The 18948-nt window shown below is 66.1% G+C and carries 15 protein-coding genes; 7 read left to right on the plus strand and 8 right to left on the minus strand.

The features are described from left to right. Window positions 1-24 precede the first annotated feature (24 nt). The 7 genes from BST14_RS01925 to BST14_RS01955 all read left to right on the plus strand — a co-directional run bounded on the left by BST14_RS01925 (window position 25) and on the right by BST14_RS01955 (window position 5900). Complete coding sequence (locus BST14_RS01925; protein ID WP_083062916.1) at window positions 25-900, plus strand: AAA family ATPase; 876 nt, start codon at window positions 25-27, stop codon at window positions 898-900. A gap of 10 nt (window positions 901-910) precedes the next feature. After that, window positions 911-2359, plus strand: a complete 1449-nt coding sequence (locus tag BST14_RS01930) for a vWA domain-containing protein (RefSeq protein WP_083062917.1) — start codon at window positions 911-913, stop codon at window positions 2357-2359. Between the two features lie 156 nt (window positions 2360-2515). Beyond that, window positions 2516-3184, plus strand: a complete 669-nt coding sequence (nadD, locus tag BST14_RS01935; protein ID WP_083062918.1) for a nicotinate-nucleotide adenylyltransferase — start codon at window positions 2516-2518, stop codon at window positions 3182-3184. Continuing rightward, complete coding sequence (gene rsfS, locus BST14_RS01940) at window positions 3181-3576, plus strand: ribosome silencing factor (protein ID WP_083062919.1); 396 nt, start codon at window positions 3181-3183, stop codon at window positions 3574-3576. The genes nadD and rsfS overlap by 4 nt, the downstream gene beginning before the upstream one ends. Continuing rightward, window positions 3573-4247 (plus strand): glucosyl-3-phosphoglycerate phosphatase, encoded by a 675-nt coding sequence (gpgP, locus tag BST14_RS01945; protein WP_083062920.1) that lies wholly within the window; start codon window positions 3573-3575, stop codon window positions 4245-4247. Before rsfS ends, gpgP begins: the two co-directional genes overlap by 4 nt. Next, entirely contained in the window at window positions 4237-5061 is an 825-nt protein-coding gene (octT, locus tag BST14_RS01950; protein WP_083062921.1) for a diglucosylglycerate octanoyltransferase, read from the plus strand. Before gpgP ends, octT begins: the two co-directional genes overlap by 11 nt. Before the next feature lie 5 nt (window positions 5062-5066). Next, entirely contained in the window at window positions 5067-5900 is an 834-nt protein-coding gene (locus BST14_RS01955) for a DegV family protein (RefSeq protein ID WP_083062922.1), read from the plus strand. A gap of 6 nt (window positions 5901-5906) precedes the next feature. Here BST14_RS01955 and BST14_RS01960 read toward each other — a convergent pair whose 3' ends face one another. The 8 genes from BST14_RS01960 to BST14_RS01995 form a co-directional block, all read right to left on the minus strand. Then, window positions 5907-8813, minus strand: coding sequence for an MMPL/RND family transporter (locus BST14_RS01960; RefSeq protein ID WP_083062923.1), 2907 nt, complete (start codon window positions 8811-8813; stop codon window positions 5907-5909). After that, the gene (locus BST14_RS01965) at window positions 8810-9277 is read right to left on the minus strand and encodes an MmpS family transport accessory protein (protein ID WP_211280639.1); all 468 of its coding nucleotides are present in this window, start codon (window positions 9275-9277) and stop codon (window positions 8810-8812) included. Before BST14_RS01965 ends, BST14_RS01960 begins: the two co-directional genes overlap by 4 nt. A 140-nt stretch (window positions 9278-9417) precedes the next feature. Then, on the minus strand, window positions 9418-10476 hold the full coding sequence (locus BST14_RS01970; RefSeq protein ID WP_083063015.1) for an NAD(P)H-dependent amine dehydrogenase family protein: 1059 nt from the start codon (window positions 10474-10476) through the stop codon (window positions 9418-9420). Window positions 10477-10545: 69 nt separating this feature from the next. After that, window positions 10546-11196, minus strand: a complete 651-nt coding sequence (locus BST14_RS01975) for a GAP family protein (protein WP_083063016.1) — start codon at window positions 11194-11196, stop codon at window positions 10546-10548. 31 nt (window positions 11197-11227) lie between these two features. Next, complete coding sequence (locus tag BST14_RS01980) at window positions 11228-12964, minus strand: AMP-binding protein (RefSeq protein ID WP_083062925.1); 1737 nt, start codon at window positions 12962-12964, stop codon at window positions 11228-11230. An 11-nt stretch (window positions 12965-12975) separates the two neighbouring features. Continuing rightward, complete coding sequence (gene pe / locus BST14_RS01985) at window positions 12976-14094, minus strand: acyltransferase PE (protein ID WP_083062926.1); 1119 nt, start codon at window positions 14092-14094, stop codon at window positions 12976-12978. Window positions 14095-14149: 55 nt separating this feature from the next. Beyond that, on the minus strand, window positions 14150-17173 hold the full coding sequence (locus tag BST14_RS01990; RefSeq protein ID WP_083062927.1) for an MMPL/RND family transporter: 3024 nt from the start codon (window positions 17171-17173) through the stop codon (window positions 14150-14152). Window positions 17174-17291: 118 nt separating this feature from the next. Further along, the gene (locus BST14_RS01995; RefSeq protein ID WP_083063017.1) at window positions 17292-18713 is read right to left on the minus strand and encodes a condensation domain-containing protein; all 1422 of its coding nucleotides are present in this window, start codon (window positions 18711-18713) and stop codon (window positions 17292-17294) included. Window positions 18714-18948: the final 235 nt, after the last annotated feature.

An 18948-nucleotide genomic window follows, 5' to 3' on the forward strand; every position in this document is an offset into this window, starting at 1 on the left:
GAAAATGCTTTAGGAGAACCGATTGTGAGCGTGCCCGCCCGGTCCAAGCCGCTGTTCGACGACATCGACGACGTCTCGCGGCGGTTGGCCGAGACCGGCTACCTGCCCGACACCGCCACCGCGACGGCGGTGTTTTTGGCCGACCGGCTCGGCAAGCCGTTGCTGGTGGAAGGCCCGGCCGGCGTGGGCAAGACCGAGTTGGCCCGCGCCATCGCCCAGGCCACCGGCTCGGGCCTGGTGCGCCTGCAGTGCTACGAGGGCGTCGACGAGGCGCGTGCGCTCTACGAGTGGAACCACGCCAAGCAGATTTTGCGTATCCAGGCCGGTTCGGGCGACTGGGACCAGACCAAAGACGACGTGTTCAGCGAGGAGTTCCTGCTGCAACGGCCGTTGCTGACCGCCATCCGGCGCACCGAGCCCACGGTGCTGCTCATCGACGAGACCGACAAGGCCGACATCGAGATCGAGGGCCTGCTGCTGGAGGTGCTGTCGGACTTCGCGGTGACCGTCCCCGAATTGGGCACCATCGCCGCCGAGCGGACGCCGCTGGTGGTGCTCACCTCCAACGCCACCCGCGAGCTGTCCGAGGCGCTCAAGCGTCGGTGCCTGTTCTTGCACATCGACTTTCCCAGTCCCGACCTGGAACGCCGCATCCTGTTGTCCCGGGTTCCCGAACTTCCCGCGCACCTGGCCGAGGAGCTCGTCCGCATCATCGGCGTGCTGCGCGGGATGCAGCTCAAGAAGGTCCCGTCCATCGCCGAGACCATCGACTGGGGCCGCACGCTGCTCGCGCTGGGCCTGGACACCATCGACGACGCCGTCGTGGCGGCCACGCTGGGCGTGGTGCTCAAACATCAATCCGACCAGCAGCGCGCGACGGGCGAGCTGCGGCTGAATTAGGAAACCTGCGATGGCCACCCGCCGTGTCCGACCCACCCGGCCGCTCGCCCCGCACGGGCTGCCGGGCCACCTGGTGGGATTCGTGGAAGCCCTTCGGGGGGCCGGTATTTCGGTCGGCCCCTCGGAGACCGTGGACGCCGGCCGGGTGATGGCGACGCTCGGCCTGGGCGACCGCATGGTGCTGCGCGAGGGCCTCGCGTGCGCCGTGCTGCGCCGTCCGGATCACCGCGAGACCTATGACGCGATGTTCGACCTGTGGTTCCCTGCGGCACTGGGGGCGCGCGCGGTCGTCACCGACGACGAGGCCGGCGACTCGCCCGACGACGGCGCGTTGCCGCCCGACGACGTCGAGGCGATGCGCCAGATGCTGGCCGATCTGTTGACCGAGAACCCCGACCTCGCCGACATGGACGAGCGCCTGGTCGCGATGATTGCCAGGATCGTGGAGGCCTACGGCAAATACAGCTCCAGCCGCGGTCCGTCCTTCTCGTCGTATCAGGCGCTCAAGGCGATGGCACTCGACGAACTCGAGGGCAAGCTGCTGGCCGGGTTGCTCGCCTCATACGGCGACGAACCCACTCCCAGTCAAGAAGAAATTGCCAAATCGATTGCCGCGCAACGCATCACCCAGTTACGTAAGCTCGTCGACGCCGAGACCAAACGGCGCACCGCGGAGCAGCTGGGCCGCGATCACGTCCAGATGTACGGCATCCCCCAGCTTTCCGAGAACGTGGAATTCCTGCGCGCCTCTGGTGAGCAGCTGCGCCAGATGCGCCGGGTGGTGGCGCCCCTGGCCCGGACGTTGGCGACCCGGCTGGCCGCGCGCCGGCGCCGCAGCCGGGCCGGGACGATTGATTTGCGCAAGACCCTGCGCAAGTCGATGTCCACCGGCGGGGTGCCGATCGACGTCGTGCTGGCCAAGCCCCGCCCGGCGCGCCCGGAACTGGTGGTGCTCTGCGACGTGTCCGGCTCGGTCGCCGGATTCAGCCATTTCACCCTGCTGCTGGTTCACGCTCTGCGCCAACAGTTTTCACGCGTGCGCGTGTTCGCCTTCATCGACACCACCGACGAGGTGACCCACATGTTCGGCCCGGAAGCCGATCTGGCGGTGGCGATTCAGCGGATCACCCGGGAGTCCGGCGTCTACAGTCGCGACGGCCATTCCGACTACGGCAACGCGTTCGCGTCGTTCGTGCAGGCGTTCCCCAATGTGCTCTCACCGCGCACCTCGCTGCTGGTGCTCGGGGACGGCCGCACCAACTACCGCAATCCGGAGACCGAGCTGCTCAGCCACATGGTGACCGCCAGCCGGCACGCGCACTGGCTGAATCCCGAGCCCAAGCACCTGTGGGGCAGCGGTGACTCGGCGGTGCCGCGCTACCAAGAGGTCATCACGATGCACGAGTGCCGGTCCGCCAAGCAGCTGGCCGCGGTGATCGACCAGCTGCTGCCCGTGTGACACCGGCCGGGGTCAGGCACTGCCGTCACGGCCGCCTCCGCCCGCGGAGACACCGCATGCAGCAGACATGCCGCCCCGAGCAGGGGCGGGTGGGGCGCATGTGACCAACACCTGGGAAATCGGGCCGTAACACCGGCTCAAGTAAGCTGGCAAATCGTGCAAAAGCAGCTTCGCAGGTTGGGAGTGATGGGTGGGACGTTCGACCCCATCCATTACGGCCACCTGGTTGCCGCCAGTGAGGTCGCCGACCTGTTCGACCTCGACCAAGTGGTGTTCGTGCCGAGCGGTCAGCCCTGGCAGAAGGATCGGCAGGTCTCGGCCGCCGAGGACCGCTACCTGATGACGGTGATCGCCACGGCGTCCAATCCCCGGTTCACGGTCAGCCGGGTCGACATCGACCGCGCCGGCCCCACCTACACCAAGGACACCCTGCGCGACCTGCACGCCCTCAACCCGGACTCCGAGCTGTACTTCATCACCGGCGCCGACGCGCTGGCGTCCATCCTGTCGTGGCAGGGCTGGGAGACGGCGTTCGAGCTGGCCCGCTTCATCGGGGTCAGCCGGCCCGGCTACGAGCTGCGCCGCGAACACGTCACCGGCGTGCTCGGTGAGCTGCCCGAGGACGCGCTGACCCTGGTCGAGATCCCGGCGCTGGCCATCTCCTCGACCGACTGCCGCCGCCGCGCGGCGCAGCGCCGCCCGCTGTGGTACCTGATGCCCGACGGCGTCGTGCAGTACGTCTCCAAGCGCCGGCTCTACCGCGACGAGGTGGTGCCGCCGGTGCCGGCCGGCGAAACACGGTTGAGCGCAGGGGAACACCCATGAGCGCCACCCCGGAGGCCATCGACATGGCCACGGTGGCCGCCGGCGCCGCCGCCGCCAAGCTTGCCGACGATGTCATCGTCATCGACGTCTCCGCGCAGCTGGCCATCACGGACTGCTTCGTGATCGCCTCGGCCTCCAACGAGCGACAGGTGAATGCCATCGTCGAGGAGGTCGAGGAGAAAATGCGCAAGGCCGGTTACAAGCCGGCGCGTCGCGAGGGGACGCGGGAAGGCCGCTGGACGCTGCTGGATTATCGCGACATCGTTGTCCACATCCAGCATCAGGAGGACCGCGACTTCTATGCCCTCGACCGGTTGTGGAGCGACTGCCCGGTGGTGCCGGTAGACCTGGATGAGGGCCGCGTCGATTCCGATGAGTCGGGCGCGTCATGAGGGTCCGTCGTCTGATCATGTTGCGGCACGGGCAAACCGAGTTCAACGCCGGCAGCCGCATGCAGGGTCAGCTGGATTCCGAACTGAGCGAACTCGGCCGGGCGCAGGCCGTCGCGGCCGCCGAGGTGCTGGGCAAGGTGCAGCCGTTGCTCATCGTGTCGTCGGATCTGCACCGCGCCTACGACACGGCGGTCAGGCTGGGCGAGCTGACCGGCCTGCCGATCCGGGTCGACCAGCGGCTGCGGGAAACCCATCTCGGTGATTGGCAGGGAATGACGCACACCGAGGTCGACGCGCAGGCCCCCGGCGCCCGGCTGGCCTGGCGCGAAGACGCCACCTGGGCGCCGCATGGCGGGGAGAGCAGGGTCGACGTCGCCGCCCGCAGCGTGCCGTTGGTTGCCGAACTGGTGTCCGGCGAGCCGGAATGGGGCGATCCCGACGGGCCCGATCGCCCGGTGGTGCTGGTGGCCCACGGCGGGCTGATCGCCGCTTTGTCGGCCGCGCTGCTGAAGCTTCCCGTCGCCAACTGGCCGATCCTGGGTGGCATGGGTAACGCCAGCTGGGTGCAAGTGTCCGGCCACAACGACGATCCGGCCGACGAATTCGACAGTATCCATTGGCGTCTGGATGTGTGGAACGCTTCGGCGCAGGTGTCCAACGATGTCCTCTGAGCGGCCGTCGAAGCCGACACTGCTGATATTCGCCGACTCCCTGGCCTACTACGGGCCGACCGGGGGCCTACCCGCCGACGATCCCCGGATCTGGCCGAACATCGTTGCGGCGCAACTGGGTTGGGACGTCGAGCTGATCGGCCGCATCGGTTGGACGTGCCGTGACATCTGGTGGGCGGCGACCCAGGATCCGCGGGCGTGGGCGGCGCTGCCGAGGGCGGGCGCCGTCATCTTCGCGACCGGCGGCATGGATTCGCTGCCGTCGGTGCTGCCCACCGCGCTGCGCGAGCTGATCCGCTATGTGCGGCCGCCGTGGCTGCGGCGCTGGGTCCGCGACGGCTATGGCTGGCTGCAGCCCAGGCTCTCACCGGTGGCCAGATCGGCGCTGCCTCCGCATCTGAGTGCCGACTATCTCGAACAGACCCGTGGCGCAATCGATTTCAACCGCCCCGGTATCCCGATCGTGGCCTCGCTGCCGTCCGTGCACGTCGCCGACACCTACGGCCGGGCCCACCACGGCCGCGCGGGGACCGCGGCCGCCATCACCGAATGGGCGCAAAACCACAACGTGCCCCTGGTGGACCTGAAAGCCGCTGTCGCCGAACAGGTGATGAGCGGACGGGGAAACCCCGACGGTATCCACTGGAATTTCGAAGCCCACCAGGCGGTGGCGGAGTTGATGCTCAAGGCGCTCGCCGAAGCCGGCGTGGCAACGATGCAGCGGGGGCACCTCCCGCTTGCGGGGGACGCGCAGCGCGATGAGGAGGCGCCGCGCAATAGGGCCGGCATGCCCAACGAGAAGCCCCGCGGGTAGCGCTCGTGACTGTCGTGGTGGTGACCGACTCGTCGGCACGTCTGCCGGCCGACCTGCGCGAAAAGTGGGGGATACGCGTCGTTCCGTTGCACATCTTGCTCGACGGCGCCGATTTGCGTGACGGCGTGGATGACGTTCCCGACGACATCTACAAACTCGCGGCCACCACGGCGGCGGCCACCCCGGCCGAACTCGCCGACGCCTACCAGCAGGCGCTGGCCGACAGCGGCGCCGACGGGGTAGTGGCCGTGCACATTTCGTCGGCGCTGTCGGGAACCTGCCGGGCCGCCGAACGCACCGCGGCCGACCTGGATCCGAACGTACGCGTCGTCGACTCGAAGTCGGCCGCGATGGGCACCGGCTTCGTCGCGTTGGCCGCCGCGCGGGCTGCGGCCGCCGGCGCAGACGTCGACTCCGTCGCGGACGCCGCGCGCGCGGCCGTGGACCGTGGGCACGCCTTCATCGTGGTGCACCGACTGGACAACCTACGGCGCAGCGGACGCATCGGCGGGGCGAAGGCGTGGCTGGGCACCGCGCTGGCCCTCAAGCCGCTGTTGCGTATCGATGACGGCAAACTCGTTCTGGCTCAACGGGTCCGCACCGTCAGCCATGCCACCGAGGCGATGATCGAACGGGTCTGCCAGGTCGTCGGCGACGATGCCGCCGCCCTGGCAGTGCATCACGTCAACAACCCGGATGGCGCCCGGGACGTGGCGACGGCGCTGGGCGAGCGACTGCCGGCGTGCGAACCGGCGATCATCACCGAGCTGGGATCGGTGCTCGCGCTGCATGTCGGTGCGGGCGCGGTCGCGGTGAGCGTGCAGTCGCCCGCGCCGTAGCCGCAATCAGGCCCTCGCGGGCACCGGCCGTCGCGCGTTGTCACCGCGCGGGTGCACAACCCGCGGCCACCAGAACCAGCGTCCGAGCAGGGTGGCGATCGAGGGCATCAGCAGCGTGCGCACCACCAGCGTGTCGAGCAGCAGACCGATGCACACGGTCGACCCGAACTGGCCGAGCACGCGCAGATCGCTGCCCAGCATAGAGGCCATGGTGAAGGCGAACACCAGACCGGCCGCCGTCACCACACCACCGGTGCCGGCCATCGACCGGATGATCCCCGTCTTGAGCCCGCCATGGATCTCTTCGCGGAACCGGGAAACGAGCAGCAGGTTGTAGTCCGATCCCACTGCCAGCAGGATGATGACCGACAGCGCCAACACGATCCAGTGGATCCTGATGCCGAACAGATCCTGCCAAATCAACACCGACAGACCGAATGACGCCGCGATCGAACTGGCCGCCGTGCCGACGATCACCAGCGCGGCAACCACGCTGCGGGTCAGCAACAACATGATCATGAAGATCAGCGTTAAGGCCGACACCACGGCGATCATCAGGTCGTATTTCTCGCCGTCGGCCATGTCCTTGAACGTCGCGGCGGTTCCGCCCAGATACACCCGGGCGTCCGACAGCGAGGACTGCTTCAACCCCTCCTGCGCGGCGGTGCGTTCGGCGTCCACCCGCGCGATGCCTTCCGGCGTCATCGGATCGCCCTGGTGGGTGATGAAGAACCGCGCCGACTTGCCGTCCGGCGACAGGAACATCCGAAGGCCAGTCTGGAAATCGGGGTTGTCGAAGGCCTCCGGCGGGAGGTAGAAGAAGTCGTCGTTCTTGGAGTTGTCGAAGCTCTGCCCCATCACGATGGCGGTGTTGCTCATCGCCTCCATCTGATCGATCATCGCCTTGAAGGTCTGGTAGAGCGTCAGCGTGATGCCCCTGGTGGTCTTCAGCGTGGTGATCAGCGTTGGGAACAGCGCGTTGAGGTCGTGGGTGGCTCTGGCGGTGTGTTCGATGTCGGCCGTCAAATAGTGGAATTGCTCGGCCAGTTGGTCGAACCCGTCGAACGTGTCGAACAGCGACCGCAGCCCGATGCACACGGGGATGTCGTAGCAGTGCTTCTCCCAGTACATGTACGAGCGTATCGGCCGGAAGGTGTCGTCGAAATCCGCGATGTGGTCGCGCAGCGTGTCGGTGATCTGCGACGTCACCGCCGTGGTCCTGGCGCTGTCGTCGGCGGCGTTGGCCAGGTCCAGCGATACCTCGTATTGGCGTTGCGTAGTTTCGATCTGGGTCTGCAGGTCATCTGCCATCCTGAGGATGTCGTTCATGCGCTCCTTGAGAAAGCTCATGTTCTGCATCGTCGTCTGGCTTTGGACGCTGTTCTGGAACGGAATCGAGCTGTGCTGGATCGGAATGCCCAGCGGCCGGGTGATGTCCTGGACCATGGCGATGCCCAGCGTGCGCATCTCGTTCTTGGCCACCCGGTCCAGAACCAGCATGTCGGCCGGGTTGCGCATGTCATGGTCGGACTCGATCATCAACAGGTCGGGGTTCATCCGTGCCTCGGAGAAATGCCGATTCGCGGCCTCTTGCCCCTGATTGGACGGGGCTGACAGCGGCAGGTAATGGCGGTCGTTGTAGCTGGTGTGGAAGCTCGGCAGGGCGATCATGCCGACCAGCACGACCGCGGCGCTGACGGCCAAAACCGGTGCGGGCCAACGGACTACCGCGGTGCCCACCCGGCGCCACAGCCGACCGCGCTTGGCCTGCCTTTCGAACAGGTGGAAGCGACTGCCGACGAAGACCACCGCGGGGCCCAGCGTGATACCGGCGAGCACCACGACCAGCATGCCGATCGCCACGGGCGCGCCCATGGTGTTGAACCACGGCAGCCGCGAAAAACTCAGGCAATACGTCGCGCCCGCGATGGTCAGGCCCGACCCCAACACCACCGGGGCGACGCCCTTGAACGTGGTGTAGTACGCGGCTTCTCGGTCCTCGCCGGCGGCCAACGCCTCTTGATAACGGCCGATCAGGAAGATGCCGTAGTCGGTTGCGGCGGCGATCGCCAGCATGGTGAGGATGTTGGCGGCGAAGGTGGTGAGGCCGAATGCGTTGTGGTAGGCCAGAACCGCGACGACACCGCGCGCGCACGCCAGCGCCACTAAGGTCATGAAGAGCTGAACGAGCGTGGTGACGATGGACCGGTAGACCAGCAACAGCATGATCGCGATGGCGCCCAGGGTGAATAGCGTGATCTTGGCCAGGCTGGCGTTGCCGATGATGTGCATGTCGTCGGACAGCGCCGCGGGCCCGGTGACGTAGGCCTTCACGCCGGGCGGCGCCTTGTTCTCGTCGATCACCTTGTGGACGGCATCCACGGAGTTGTTCGCCTGCGTGGTGCCCTGGTTGCCGGCGAGGTTGATTTGCACGTAGGCGGCTTTGGCGTCGGCGCTCTGCGCGCCTGCGGCGGTGAGCCGGTCACCCCAAAAGTCCTGAATGTGCTGGATGTGCTTGGGGTCCTGGCGGAGCTGCCGAATCAGCTTGTCGTAGTACTGATGTGCATCCGGGCCCAGGGGGTGCTGGCCCTCCAGGACGACCATGACGGTGCTGTTCGAGTCGAACTCGTGGAAGTTATGACCCAGCCGCATCATCGCCTTCATCGACGGGGCGTCCAGCGGTGTCATCGGCGCCGAGTGCGCCTCGCCGACTTTTTCCAAAGTGGGGACGATGACGTTCACCAACACGGTGACGGCCACCCAGCCCAAGATGATGGGAATCGCGAAGATGCGGATCGCATGGGGAAGGTAGGGCCGGTGGCCGCGCGCGGCCTTCGATAAGCCCCGGGTGGTGATCGGGCCGGTGTCGGCCGCGCTCAGGTCGCGCTCGGTCTGACTGTTCACGTTGCTCATGCGGATTTCACCAGGCAGAAGGTCTGGGCGTTATGGCCGGCGGAATTCTGGTTGTCGCGGACGACGCCGTCCACGGTGATCTTGCATGCAATCGTGCCGCCGTCGCTCTGCGCCATGATGTTGGCGCTCACCGAGGGCAGCGTGGTCGAGATCGTGGTGGACCACGGCAGGGGGGCGTTGTTGACCTGGTGCGTGTTGGCGTTCTCGTCCCAGTAATTGATGTTCGCCGTCGTGCCGGGCGCGCCGGAGATCTCGTACACGACGACCTTCGGGTTGAACTGCACGATTTCGATCCCCTTGCCGGCGTTCGCGTTGAGGTCTTCCGAGCCGAAGATCTTGTGCAGCCGCGACACGATGAGCGCGGAGGTCGACAGAACGACGACCAGCACCAGCGGGATCCACACTCGTTTCAGCACGCGGCTGCCGAGGCCGGGGCGGGTACCCGAGTCTGGCCTAGCCACCACCTGACCGCCTTCCGCAAAGCTCACCAACCGTCGCCGACGACACCGATGTCAACGGAACATTTGCTCAGTTAGGGATACTAACCTTAGTGCACGCAAGCGTTCCTCCCGGGGGCGGCCACTTGTGGCGAACGGCATACCCGCTAATGGCCCAGCCGACCGGTGATCGGGGGCAAATCCGCCAGCGTCACGATTCCCGGCTCGGCGGCCACCACCGCGGGGACGGCGTTGGTAACCGGCATGGCGGTATAGATCATCCCCAGTCCCATGAACCCGGGCTCCGTCCAGTCCTTGGGCGGCAGGCAGTGCAACACGGTCCGCATGTTGGGCAGCCCGAACACCTGGATGACGTGACCGTGGTCGAGGGGCTTGGGCGGGACGACGTGACTGCCCATGGTCCAGTTGAACCCGACGCTGACGACGTTGCGATCGCCGACCCAACCTCGGTGGTAGCCGTAGACGCCGCCGACCGTTCCGGCGGGAATCTTCATGAAACCAAGATCGGAGTCGTCGGTGGCCGCGGTGAAGGTGACGTCGAAGGTCATCTTGTCCAGCTTTGCCCCGATCGCGTCGGCCATCATCGCCGCCGATTCCGCGAACACCTCGCTTTCGCGCCGGACGTTTTCGGCCAACCCGGGGGTATCGGGATCCTGCGAAAAGCCCATGGCCGTCTGGGTTTCCGCCGATTCGTAGGTCGAGCAGTCCACCGACTCGGTGATCCGAATCTCGTCGACGCGCTCGCACGACGCGGACAGCACCATACCCACCATGTTCGTCATGCCCGGGTGCGCGCCGCTGCCGAAGATCGTCGAGTTGCCTTTCTGACACGCATCTTCGATACGTTTGCGGTCCCGCGGTGTCTGCTTCCCACCGGTGATCCACGCGGCGCTGGTGCACACGTTGACGCCCGATTCCAGCAGCCGCACCAGTTCATCGATGTTAGGCCACAACGGGTTATAGCAACACGCGTCGGCGCCCAGGGCCAGCAGCGCATCGATGTCGTTGGTCGCCCGCACCCCGGTCGGTTTCGGCCAGCCCGCCAGGTCGGCGGCGTCGACACCGACCTTGTCGGCGCCGTGCGCGTATACGCCGGCCAGTTCCAGGTCTTCTCGCGCGATGATGGAGTGCAGCGAACGCCGGCCGATGTTGCCGGTCGTCCATTGGATCACCCGCAGGGAACGGTCGGCGCTTGCCTTGCTCATCGTGGCTCCTTTGCCGGTGCGAATCGGACTCATTATCGCCTCAGCGGCGGTGCGCCGTTGGCCGAAGGGTCAAAGGCCGGCGGCGCCGACCGCGAGGAAAGCGCAGCCGGCCGCGGCCAGTAGGAGCGCCACGTCGACGCGCCGACGCGAACGAATCCAGTCGTGCAGCGCCGCCACCCATGCGGCGGTTGCCCTCGGTGCCAGCAAATGGGCCAGCAGCGGAATCTCTATCAGGGCGAATGCCACGGCGTTGAACATCAACAGGACTGCGACTTGCGTCAGGGCGGTCGCCCCGGAGGCCAGAATGACGGCCAGCGCGGCAAGATAGTCGACCGACGGCAACGCGATGCCCAGACCGGCGATGCCGGCCACCGTCAGCGAATGCCGGCTCAGCAATCGTTGGACCGGCGACGCCAATCCTGTCGGCCGCGCACCCAACCGCGCGGGGAGATTCGCGGCCACGATCGCCGCGACCGTCAGCGCCAGCAGGCCGACCAGAATCTGCACCTTGGGCAGGGCCAAGTAGTTCGAGCCCCGCATGATTCGTCGGAAGGCGAACAACACGATCAAGCCCACGGCCGTTCCCATGGCGAAACCGCCGGACAGAAACGCGAGCAGTTGCAGCGCCGGTCTGGGCCTGTTCAGCATGAGCACGGTCATACCGACTCGGAACGGTTCGACACTGACGGCGAGGGCCATCACCAGGACGGTCACCAACATCGGCATCGTGGAGCGCGCCCGTGGCCCCGGCTCAGGCGTCTAACCGGGCGAATTGCTGCCGGCGGTACCGCTCGACACAGGCGGCGCGCCGGATCTTGCCGCTGGTGGTGGTGGGAATCGAGCCGGGCGGTACCAGCACCAGGTCTTCCACATTGACGCCGTGCGCATTGGAAATCGCCGAGGTCACGTCGCGTTTCACGCAGGTCAACGAGCGCATCGCCTCCTCGGTGGAACCGCCTCGCTTCTTGAACTCGATGACGGTGACGAGCTTCTCGGTACTGTTCACCGGAACCGATATCGCCGCGACCCGACCACCGGTGATCTCTTGGACCGTCGCCTCGATGTCCTCGGGATAGTGATTCCGTCCCCGGATTATCAGCAGATCCTTGATACGGCCGACGATGAACAGCCCGCCCCCGTAAACGAAACCTGAGTCCCCGGTCTTCAGCCAAGACCCAGGCGGCGTACCCGGTGACGGGTCGACGAGCGTCGCGCCGAAGCAGTGCTGTTCTGTCGGCGGCTTGCGCCAGTAGCCCTCGGCCACGTTGTCGCCGCGTACCCAGATCTCGCCCACCACCCCCGGCGGGCACTCGCGGTGGGTGTCGCCGTCGACGATTCGCAATGCCGGGGAGTGCGGCAGTTCGTACCTCACCAGCGACGAGCCGGTCCCGGCCGCGCACGGCTGAGCGCGGCCCGCGGCCAGCTCGTCGATATCGAAGTGAACCGCCGACGAGTCAGTCCAGGTGCCACTGGCCACGAAGACGGTTGCCTCCGCCAAGCCGTACGACGGGCGCATCATGTCGTCGCGAAAGTCGAAGTGGGCAAACCGATCCACGAAGCGGCTCAGGGTGGCCGGCTCGACGCGTTCGGCACCGCTGATGATGCCCAGCACACCGCCGAAGTCGAGTCCGGCCAGATCACGGTCACTCGTTTTGCGGGCCGCCAGGTCGAAGGCGAAGTTGGGGGCCGCCGACCACGAAGAGGTATTCGCGGCCAGGGATTGCATCCATCTGGCGGGTCGTTCCAAGAACGCGACGGGACTCATCAGCTCGCCCCGCCAGCCGCCCAGGATCGGCGCGCAGACGCCGAGCACCAAACCCATGTCATGGTAGAAGGGCAGCCACGAGACGATCGTGGTGTCCGACGGGGCTTTGGTGTGGGAGTCGGTGAAAAAGCTGCGCATCAGCTGCTCGAAATTCACCTGCAGATTGCGGTGCGAGATCATTACACCGGTCGGGGTTCGGGTCGAGCCGGAGCTGTATTGCAGATACGCGATCTCCGGCACGTCGGCTGCGGGACTGGATGTTCCGCGATCGGCGTCCAGATTCATCGAATCGATTTCGACGATCTTCGGGAGGTCGTCCATGCGGGCCCGATCGACATACTCGGCGACATCTTCGGCGACCGCGGACGTCGTGAGCACGACCGAAGGTGACGTATCGGCAAGGACGGCGCTGACCCGCTCATCGCTCGAGCCCCGATGCGGCAGCGGCAGCGGAACCGCGATGAGCCCGGCCTGCATCGAACCCAGGAACGCCGCGATGTAGTCGAGGCCCTGCGGCGCCAGGATCACCGCCCTGTCGCCGGCCGCCCCGTGCTGGCCGAGCTCGCCCGCCACGTTGAAGGTCCGGCGGGACATTTGCGACCACGTGAGGCTCTGGCGAACACCGTCGGCGTCGTCCTGGTAATCGGTGAATGTGTACGCCACATCGTCGGGCCGCAGGCTGGCACGGCCGTGCAGCATGGCGAGAATCGATGATCCAGACATAGGCGCGTCGTCTAGCCGGTGGCCTTCGACAGCACCGATGTGGCGCCGCTGAGTATTTGGGAAAGAGGGTCGGCGCCGCCGCCGAAGGTTGCCTGGTTGGCCGGCGCGGTGACTTCCGCCGGGTCGAAGCCGTGCACTGGGTCCACCTGGACCGGAGCCGTCGCGGGGTCGTCGTTTCGCGAGTAGCCCGCATTCACCCGGGGAATCAGGATGGCATCGAGCTTGTTCAGGGTGTCTTCCGGGATTCCCAAGTAGGCCAGCGGCATGACGAGCGGAAGGTGCTTTTCGGGGACCATGATCGTGGTGTCCTTGGCGCCCCTGGAATTGATGGTCGTCCTGATGTTCTGCGGGGGCACCATGCTCGGGTTGGTGAAGGCCACCGCGGTGTGACCCGTGGCGAGGCCTAGCAGCGTGTTGGCGAGCGCGAACAAGTTGTCCGGCCGGTCGGGAAAGTCCGCGATCGAGTCGTACGCGGCCACGAATCGGTTTGTGTCGTACTGGCTCTCGTACTGCGGTGGCATGGTGTAGTCGAGGGCTGGAACGACGCTGCCGACTCCGAACATCGCGGTCAGGAAACTCTGGCCGAAGGCGTGATGCCCGATCGGGTCGCCGAACGTGGCGAAGTTCAGTTTGTCCGGCGGGGGAGCGGTCGGGTCATTCGCCAGCCGGGCCTGCTCGCCGTCGACCACGAACCCGCCCTCGGATAACCCGATCGCCGTGCCGGGCCGACCCGTCTTGATCGCCGCATCGAGGTTGTCGATTCCCTCGGCGACCGATTCGCCAACGCTGGGCCCATCCAGACCCAGGCCTGGCAACAGCTTTTCGCCGGCCTCGCCGATGCCCGGGAACAGTCGCTCCAAGACGTGGCCCTGGACCTGCCCCGCCGGGTAGCGCACGATTTCACGCTTTTGGCCGGGGAACCACTGGGCGCCTTCTTGACGGATGTACTCGTCGTAGGGGATGCCCAGGACGTGAGCGCCGCCGAGGGCAAACGCCGTCTGGTCGCCCGGAGCCCCAGGGGTCGGCGGACCGCCGATCGGCGCGTCGTCAGCCGTCGCGGTATTGACGCCGAAACACCCTGTGGCAGCTACGGTTACCAGCGCCGTAACCCCTGCGAGCAGTTTCTTCATCGCTACTCCTACCGCTCGATCCGCTTCGTAGTCTCACACACATCCGGTGCGGGTGCTAACTCGGCTGCGACTCGGCGCGTCCCCCCGATAACCGCAACGCCGGCCGCCGCGCGCACTCCGGCGCACCCGCTCGGGATGGCCACCAATTCGCCCGTCCGACCAGCGCGGCGATCGCGGGAACCGTGATGGTGCGTACCAGGAAGGTGTCCAGCAAAATTCCCACCCCGATCACGAAACCGCCCTGGACCACGGTGCTGATGCTGGAGAACAGAAGACCGCACATGGAGGCGGCAAAGATCAGGCCCGCCGCGGTGATCACGCCGCCCGTCGAACCCAGGGTTCGGATGATGCCGTAACGCATGCTGTGCGGCGACTCCTCCCGCATCCGCGAGACGAGCAGCATGTTGTAGTCGGCCCCCACCGCGACCAACACCACGAATGCCAGCGGCGGCACGCTCCAATGCAGTTGCTGGCCGAGCAGGTATTGAACTACGAGTACCCCGATTCCCACCGCCGACAAATACGAAATGACCACGGAGGCAACGAGATACAACGGGGCAACGATCGCACGCAGCAGCGCGATCAGGGTCACCAGGACGACCAGGAGTGTTACGACGATGATAAACCGGATGTCGTGCTGGTAATAGTCGCGGGTGTCCTTGAGGGCGACCGTGTAGCCGGCCATCGACACCGTCGCGTCAGCCAGCGCGGTGTTCGGCTGGGCCCCCCGGGCGACCGCTTCGATCGCGTTGACCTGATCCATGGCTTCGGTGCTGAACGGACTGAGTTTGGTCTGGACCAGGTATCGCACCGAGTGTCCGTCCGGCGAGATGAATGCCTTGGCCGCCTTCTGGAACTCCGCCAGGTGCAGTAGCTGGGGCGGGATATTGAATCCGGCCATGGCCGGTTGCGCGGCATCGCGTTTCAGCGACAACAGAAACGCCGCCGATTCATTGAGCCCGCTACCGAGCTGCTTGACCTGGTCGACGACCTGAGCCACCGCGTCGGCGATCTGGCGGCTGCCACCGGCGAAACGGTTTGCGCCGTCTTGCAGGGTGTTCAGGTTCGACTGCAGGCCACCGGGTTTGTCCATCCCCAGCGAATGCAGCACGTTGGTGAGCTTTGCCAATGCGGCGCGCAGCCGGTCCGCCGACGCTTTCAGCGCCCGCTTGTCCGGATACTCCTGCAGTTGGTGGGCCAAGTCGTTGATCGCGTCGAGGTCTGCTTGATCGCGCGAACCGACGAGTTGCTCGAATGTCCCGCGGGTGGCGCTGCACGAGGGGTCGGCGTCGCATCGGGGGTTGCCCTGCAGCGCCCCCAGGACCGGGCCGATCCAGGCGAACATGTTCTTGGCCGCCGAGAAGTTCCAGCCCATGGCGTTGCTGAGCGCGTTGACATGGTCCACGAGCTGGGCGGCGAGATCGACCTCTTTCACCAACGCGTCGCCGCTGTACTGGTTCTTCGTCGACGAGAAGGCATTCGCCAGCTCCTGGACGCCGGCGGCGAGCTGGATGACCTGGCCCCGCATGTTGCCGAGGTTGTCGGCCAACGTCCCGGCCCCGTCTACCAGTCGATTGAGGTCATTGGTGCGGTCCTTGATCAGGGTGGACCCGCCGGCCAGCAGGGTGCCGATAGCGCCGGCTTGATAGGTGGCCCTGAATTGTTCTGGCACATGCCCGGTGGGGCGCGTAATGCCGCTGACGGCAGCAACGTTCGGCAATTGACCGACCCGGTCCGCCATTTGCTCCAAGTCTGCGAGCGCCTTCGGCGTGCGGAGATCGTGCGGAGATTGGACCAGGATGTACTGCGGGATCGATTGATTCACCGGGAAGTGACGATCCAGCGCGGCGTACCCGATAGAGCTTGGGGCCCGAGGTCGCAGCGCCTTGCGATCGTCGTAGTTGTAACGCACCAGGCCGGCGCAGCTGGCCAGGATGATCAACACCAGCACGCTGGCAACCAGGTTGACCTTCGGTCTTCGCACGATGCGGATGCCCGAACGTCGCCAGAATCGGGCGGTCAGCTCGCGCCGTGGCTTGACCAAGCCACGCCGCCCCGCGAGCACCAGGACTGCCGGCAGCAACGTCAACGCGGCGAGGAATGCCACGCCGATCCCGATCGCCGACGACGCCCCAACCGTTTTGAACACGCCCATTCGGGCGAAGCTGATCAGCAGAAAAGTGACTCCGACGGTGGCGGCCGATGCGGCGATCACCTTGCCGATCGAGAACATGGCGCGTTTGACCGCCTGATCGGAGGTCGCGCCCGACCGCAGGTAGTCGTGATAGCGGCTGATCAGAAAGACCGCGTAATCGGTTCCGGCTCCGGCCATTATGGCGCTCAAGAACACGACGGACTGGTTCGAGACGCCCGAGGCGGTCAGTTGGGAGTAGCCCGCTACCACCGCCTGGGCGATCACCAGCGATATCCCGATCGTCAGCAACGGCAGCAGCATGGTGACCGCGCTGCGGTAGATCACCAGTAGGACGATGAGAACCATCACCGCGATCGCCAGCTCGATCGGCATCCGATCCCGGGCGCCGGCGGCCGTGAGGTCGGCGACTGTCGCCGCGGGACCGGTGAGGTGTGCCGTCAGCGGTGTGCCGGCGAGCGTCCCCTTGACGATGTCGCCGATGCGGTTGAACGCGGCGTACGAGCGGGGGGTGCCCAGCTCACCGGCGACGCCGACCGGCAGCACCCACGCCTTGTGATCCTTGCTGGTAACGACGGAGCGCAACGCCGGCGTGCTGGCAAAATCCTGCAGCATCAGCACATCTCGCGTGTCGTGGCGCAGCGCGTCCACCAGCTTGCCGTAAGCGGCTTCGTCGGCCGGGCCGAGCCCCTTGTCGTCGGTCAACACCACCAACAGCAGGTTCTCTGAGCCCGATTCGTGAAACGCTTCGGTCATCTTTCGAGAGGTCACGCTCGATGGTGCATCGCCGGGCAGGATGGCAAGCGGATGCTTCTCGGCCATCTCGCCCAGCGATGGAAAAGTCAGAGGCAGCGCGACCGCAATCGCGATCCAGATCCCCACCACGGCCCAGGGCCACCGCACCACGAAATCGGCTAGCCGTCGCATCTCGCCCTCATCCCCGGTCGGCGCAGTCGGGTGTGCCCGCCGGCGACTCTCGGCCGCGCTCGGCCGAGCCCGGTCAAACCACGAAAATCCGCCTCACGAGCCATCGAAGTGCTCCACGCTACGCGACGCGTCCCCAGCTCCCGCTGCCGGCGACCCGCACGCAGACCGACTTCATGGCTTCCAGGTAGCGGACAACCGATTTCCGGGCGACCGGGTTGTCCGGATGCATGATCGCCATGAACGTGCCTTCCCCATGCCGGAATACGTAAATGGTCAGCTGATATGAATATCGGCCGTCGGGATAAATGCCGATGTTGTTCGCAAGCCCCAGGTCGGCCGCGGCGAGAACGGCATTGAGCGGAGCGGCGCCGCCATGAAAGAAATTCGACACCGGAAAGTTCGGTTGCGGCCAGCGCAACCACGGCGCCAATTCCAACACGCGGTAATAAGGAACTTTCGCCATGCCCAGATTCGAATCGAAGGACGCTTGCGCCGCGCACGCGGCATCACCGAACGAGGCCGCGGCTATGGGCACGGTGATAGGGATCAAACCGGTGAACCAGCCCTGCGTCATGAAATTGTCGGTGGCTTTGCGGGAGTCCCGGGGGGTGAGCCCGTGATACGTGAGGGCACCCGTGAATTCGTGCTCCACCAAGGCGAGGCAGGCGAACAGGCCACCAACGAAGCGCGCGCCGACCGCCGCGCAGGCCGATTCGAACCGCTCCGTCTGTGCCGCGTCCATCAGGAGTTCCGAGGTCATGTCGCTGCTGCTCGAGTCCTGCGGGTCACCCAGCGGGAGCGGGAACTCGGGAAAGCCACCATCGTTGTTTTCGGCGAAGTCGATCCACGCGCGCACCTCGGGGGAATCAGCGGTCAGCGTTGACGTGTACTCCCGTTCCCGCGTGCAGAAGTCATCGAAGCTGCCGGCATCGGGAAGAGCGAGGGCCTCACCGCCGCCGCTCAACGCCGTGTACATGCCGTTGGCCTCCATCATCGTGGTGCCGATCAACGTCGCGTCGCCGTGCACATGATCCATGGCGGCAAAGAACGTGAAGTGGTTTTCGTTTTGCACGATCCCGAAGCTGAAGCAGCCCCACTCCAGCGGATTCGGAATGGCCACGACGTGAGCGTGTATTTCGTCGACCGTCATCTCGCCGTGCTCGATCGGCGCGAATTCGATAGCGCCGGAATCGCTGATGGTGTGCCTGATGAACTCTCCGTCGCCGGTGGGCTCGAACCAGCTGCGGAACGTATCGTGCCGACGCAGATACGCGTTGACGGCGTAATTCATTGCAGGGACGTCGCACTTGCCGGGCACTTCGCAGGTAGCGATGATCTGGCGGGAAAAACTCAGCCCTGCGGCGGTCCGTTCACAGTAATTGCGAAGATGTTGGGTCTGCATGTAGCTGACCGGCACGGAGCTGACCGGCGCCTGACGGACCTTGTCGGTCGCCGCGGCCGTCGGGTGCCACGAAATGACGGACCCGGGGGTCAGCTTCCAATCGCCGAGTGCGCCGATCGTAATCTTCCCGATGCGCAAAACTTCGTCCTCCTCGGTTCCAACGACCACGACCACCCTGGCGGCGAGACCAAGATAAACCCTTTGGGTGATCCCCGTCGCGGGCGTGCGCGGCACCGCCTACACTCGCTCACGGATCCGGCGGGCCGTTGTAGCGATCGAGCGGCCGGGCGGGACGCAGGGCGACAGCCGCACCGGCTGTCGTTGCGAGGTGCGGGCGCTGCAATGGCGGTGTCTCGCCTGACGGAAATGATTC

Source organism: Mycobacterium arosiense ATCC BAA-1401 = DSM 45069 (assembly GCF_002086125.1).
Lineage (GTDB): Bacteria > Actinomycetota > Actinomycetes > Mycobacteriales > Mycobacteriaceae > Mycobacterium > Mycobacterium arosiense.

Bases quoted from the DNA above. Each gene is read 5' to 3' on its own strand.
- BST14_RS01930 (WP_083062917.1), top strand. From the start codon at position 911: ATGGCCACCCGCCGTGTCCGACCCACCCGGCCGCTCGCCCCGCACGGG.
- rsfS (WP_083062919.1), top strand. From the start codon at position 3,181: ATGAGCGCCACCCCGGAGGCCATCGACATGGCCACGGTGGCCGCCGGC.
- gpgP (WP_083062920.1), top strand. From the start codon at position 3,573: ATGAGGGTCCGTCGTCTGATCATGTTGCGGCACGGGCAAACCGAGTTC.
- octT (WP_083062921.1), top strand. From the start codon at position 4,237: ATGTCCTCTGAGCGGCCGTCGAAGCCGACACTGCTGATATTCGCCGAC.
- BST14_RS01960 (WP_083062923.1), bottom strand. From the start codon at position 8,813: ATGAGCAACGTGAACAGTCAGACCGAGCGCGACCTGAGCGCGGCCGAC.
- BST14_RS01970 (WP_083063015.1), bottom strand. From the start codon at position 10,476: ATGAGCAAGGCAAGCGCCGACCGTTCCCTGCGGGTGATCCAATGGACG.
- BST14_RS01975 (WP_083063016.1), bottom strand. From the start codon at position 11,196: ATGTTGGTGACCGTCCTGGTGATGGCCCTCGCCGTCAGTGTCGAACCG.
- BST14_RS01980 (WP_083062925.1), bottom strand. From the start codon at position 12,964: ATGTCTGGATCATCGATTCTCGCCATGCTGCACGGCCGTGCCAGCCTG.
- pe (WP_083062926.1), bottom strand. From the start codon at position 14,094: ATGAAGAAACTGCTCGCAGGGGTTACGGCGCTGGTAACCGTAGCTGCC.
- BST14_RS01990 (WP_083062927.1), bottom strand. From the start codon at position 17,173: ATGCGACGGCTAGCCGATTTCGTGGTGCGGTGGCCCTGGGCCGTGGTG.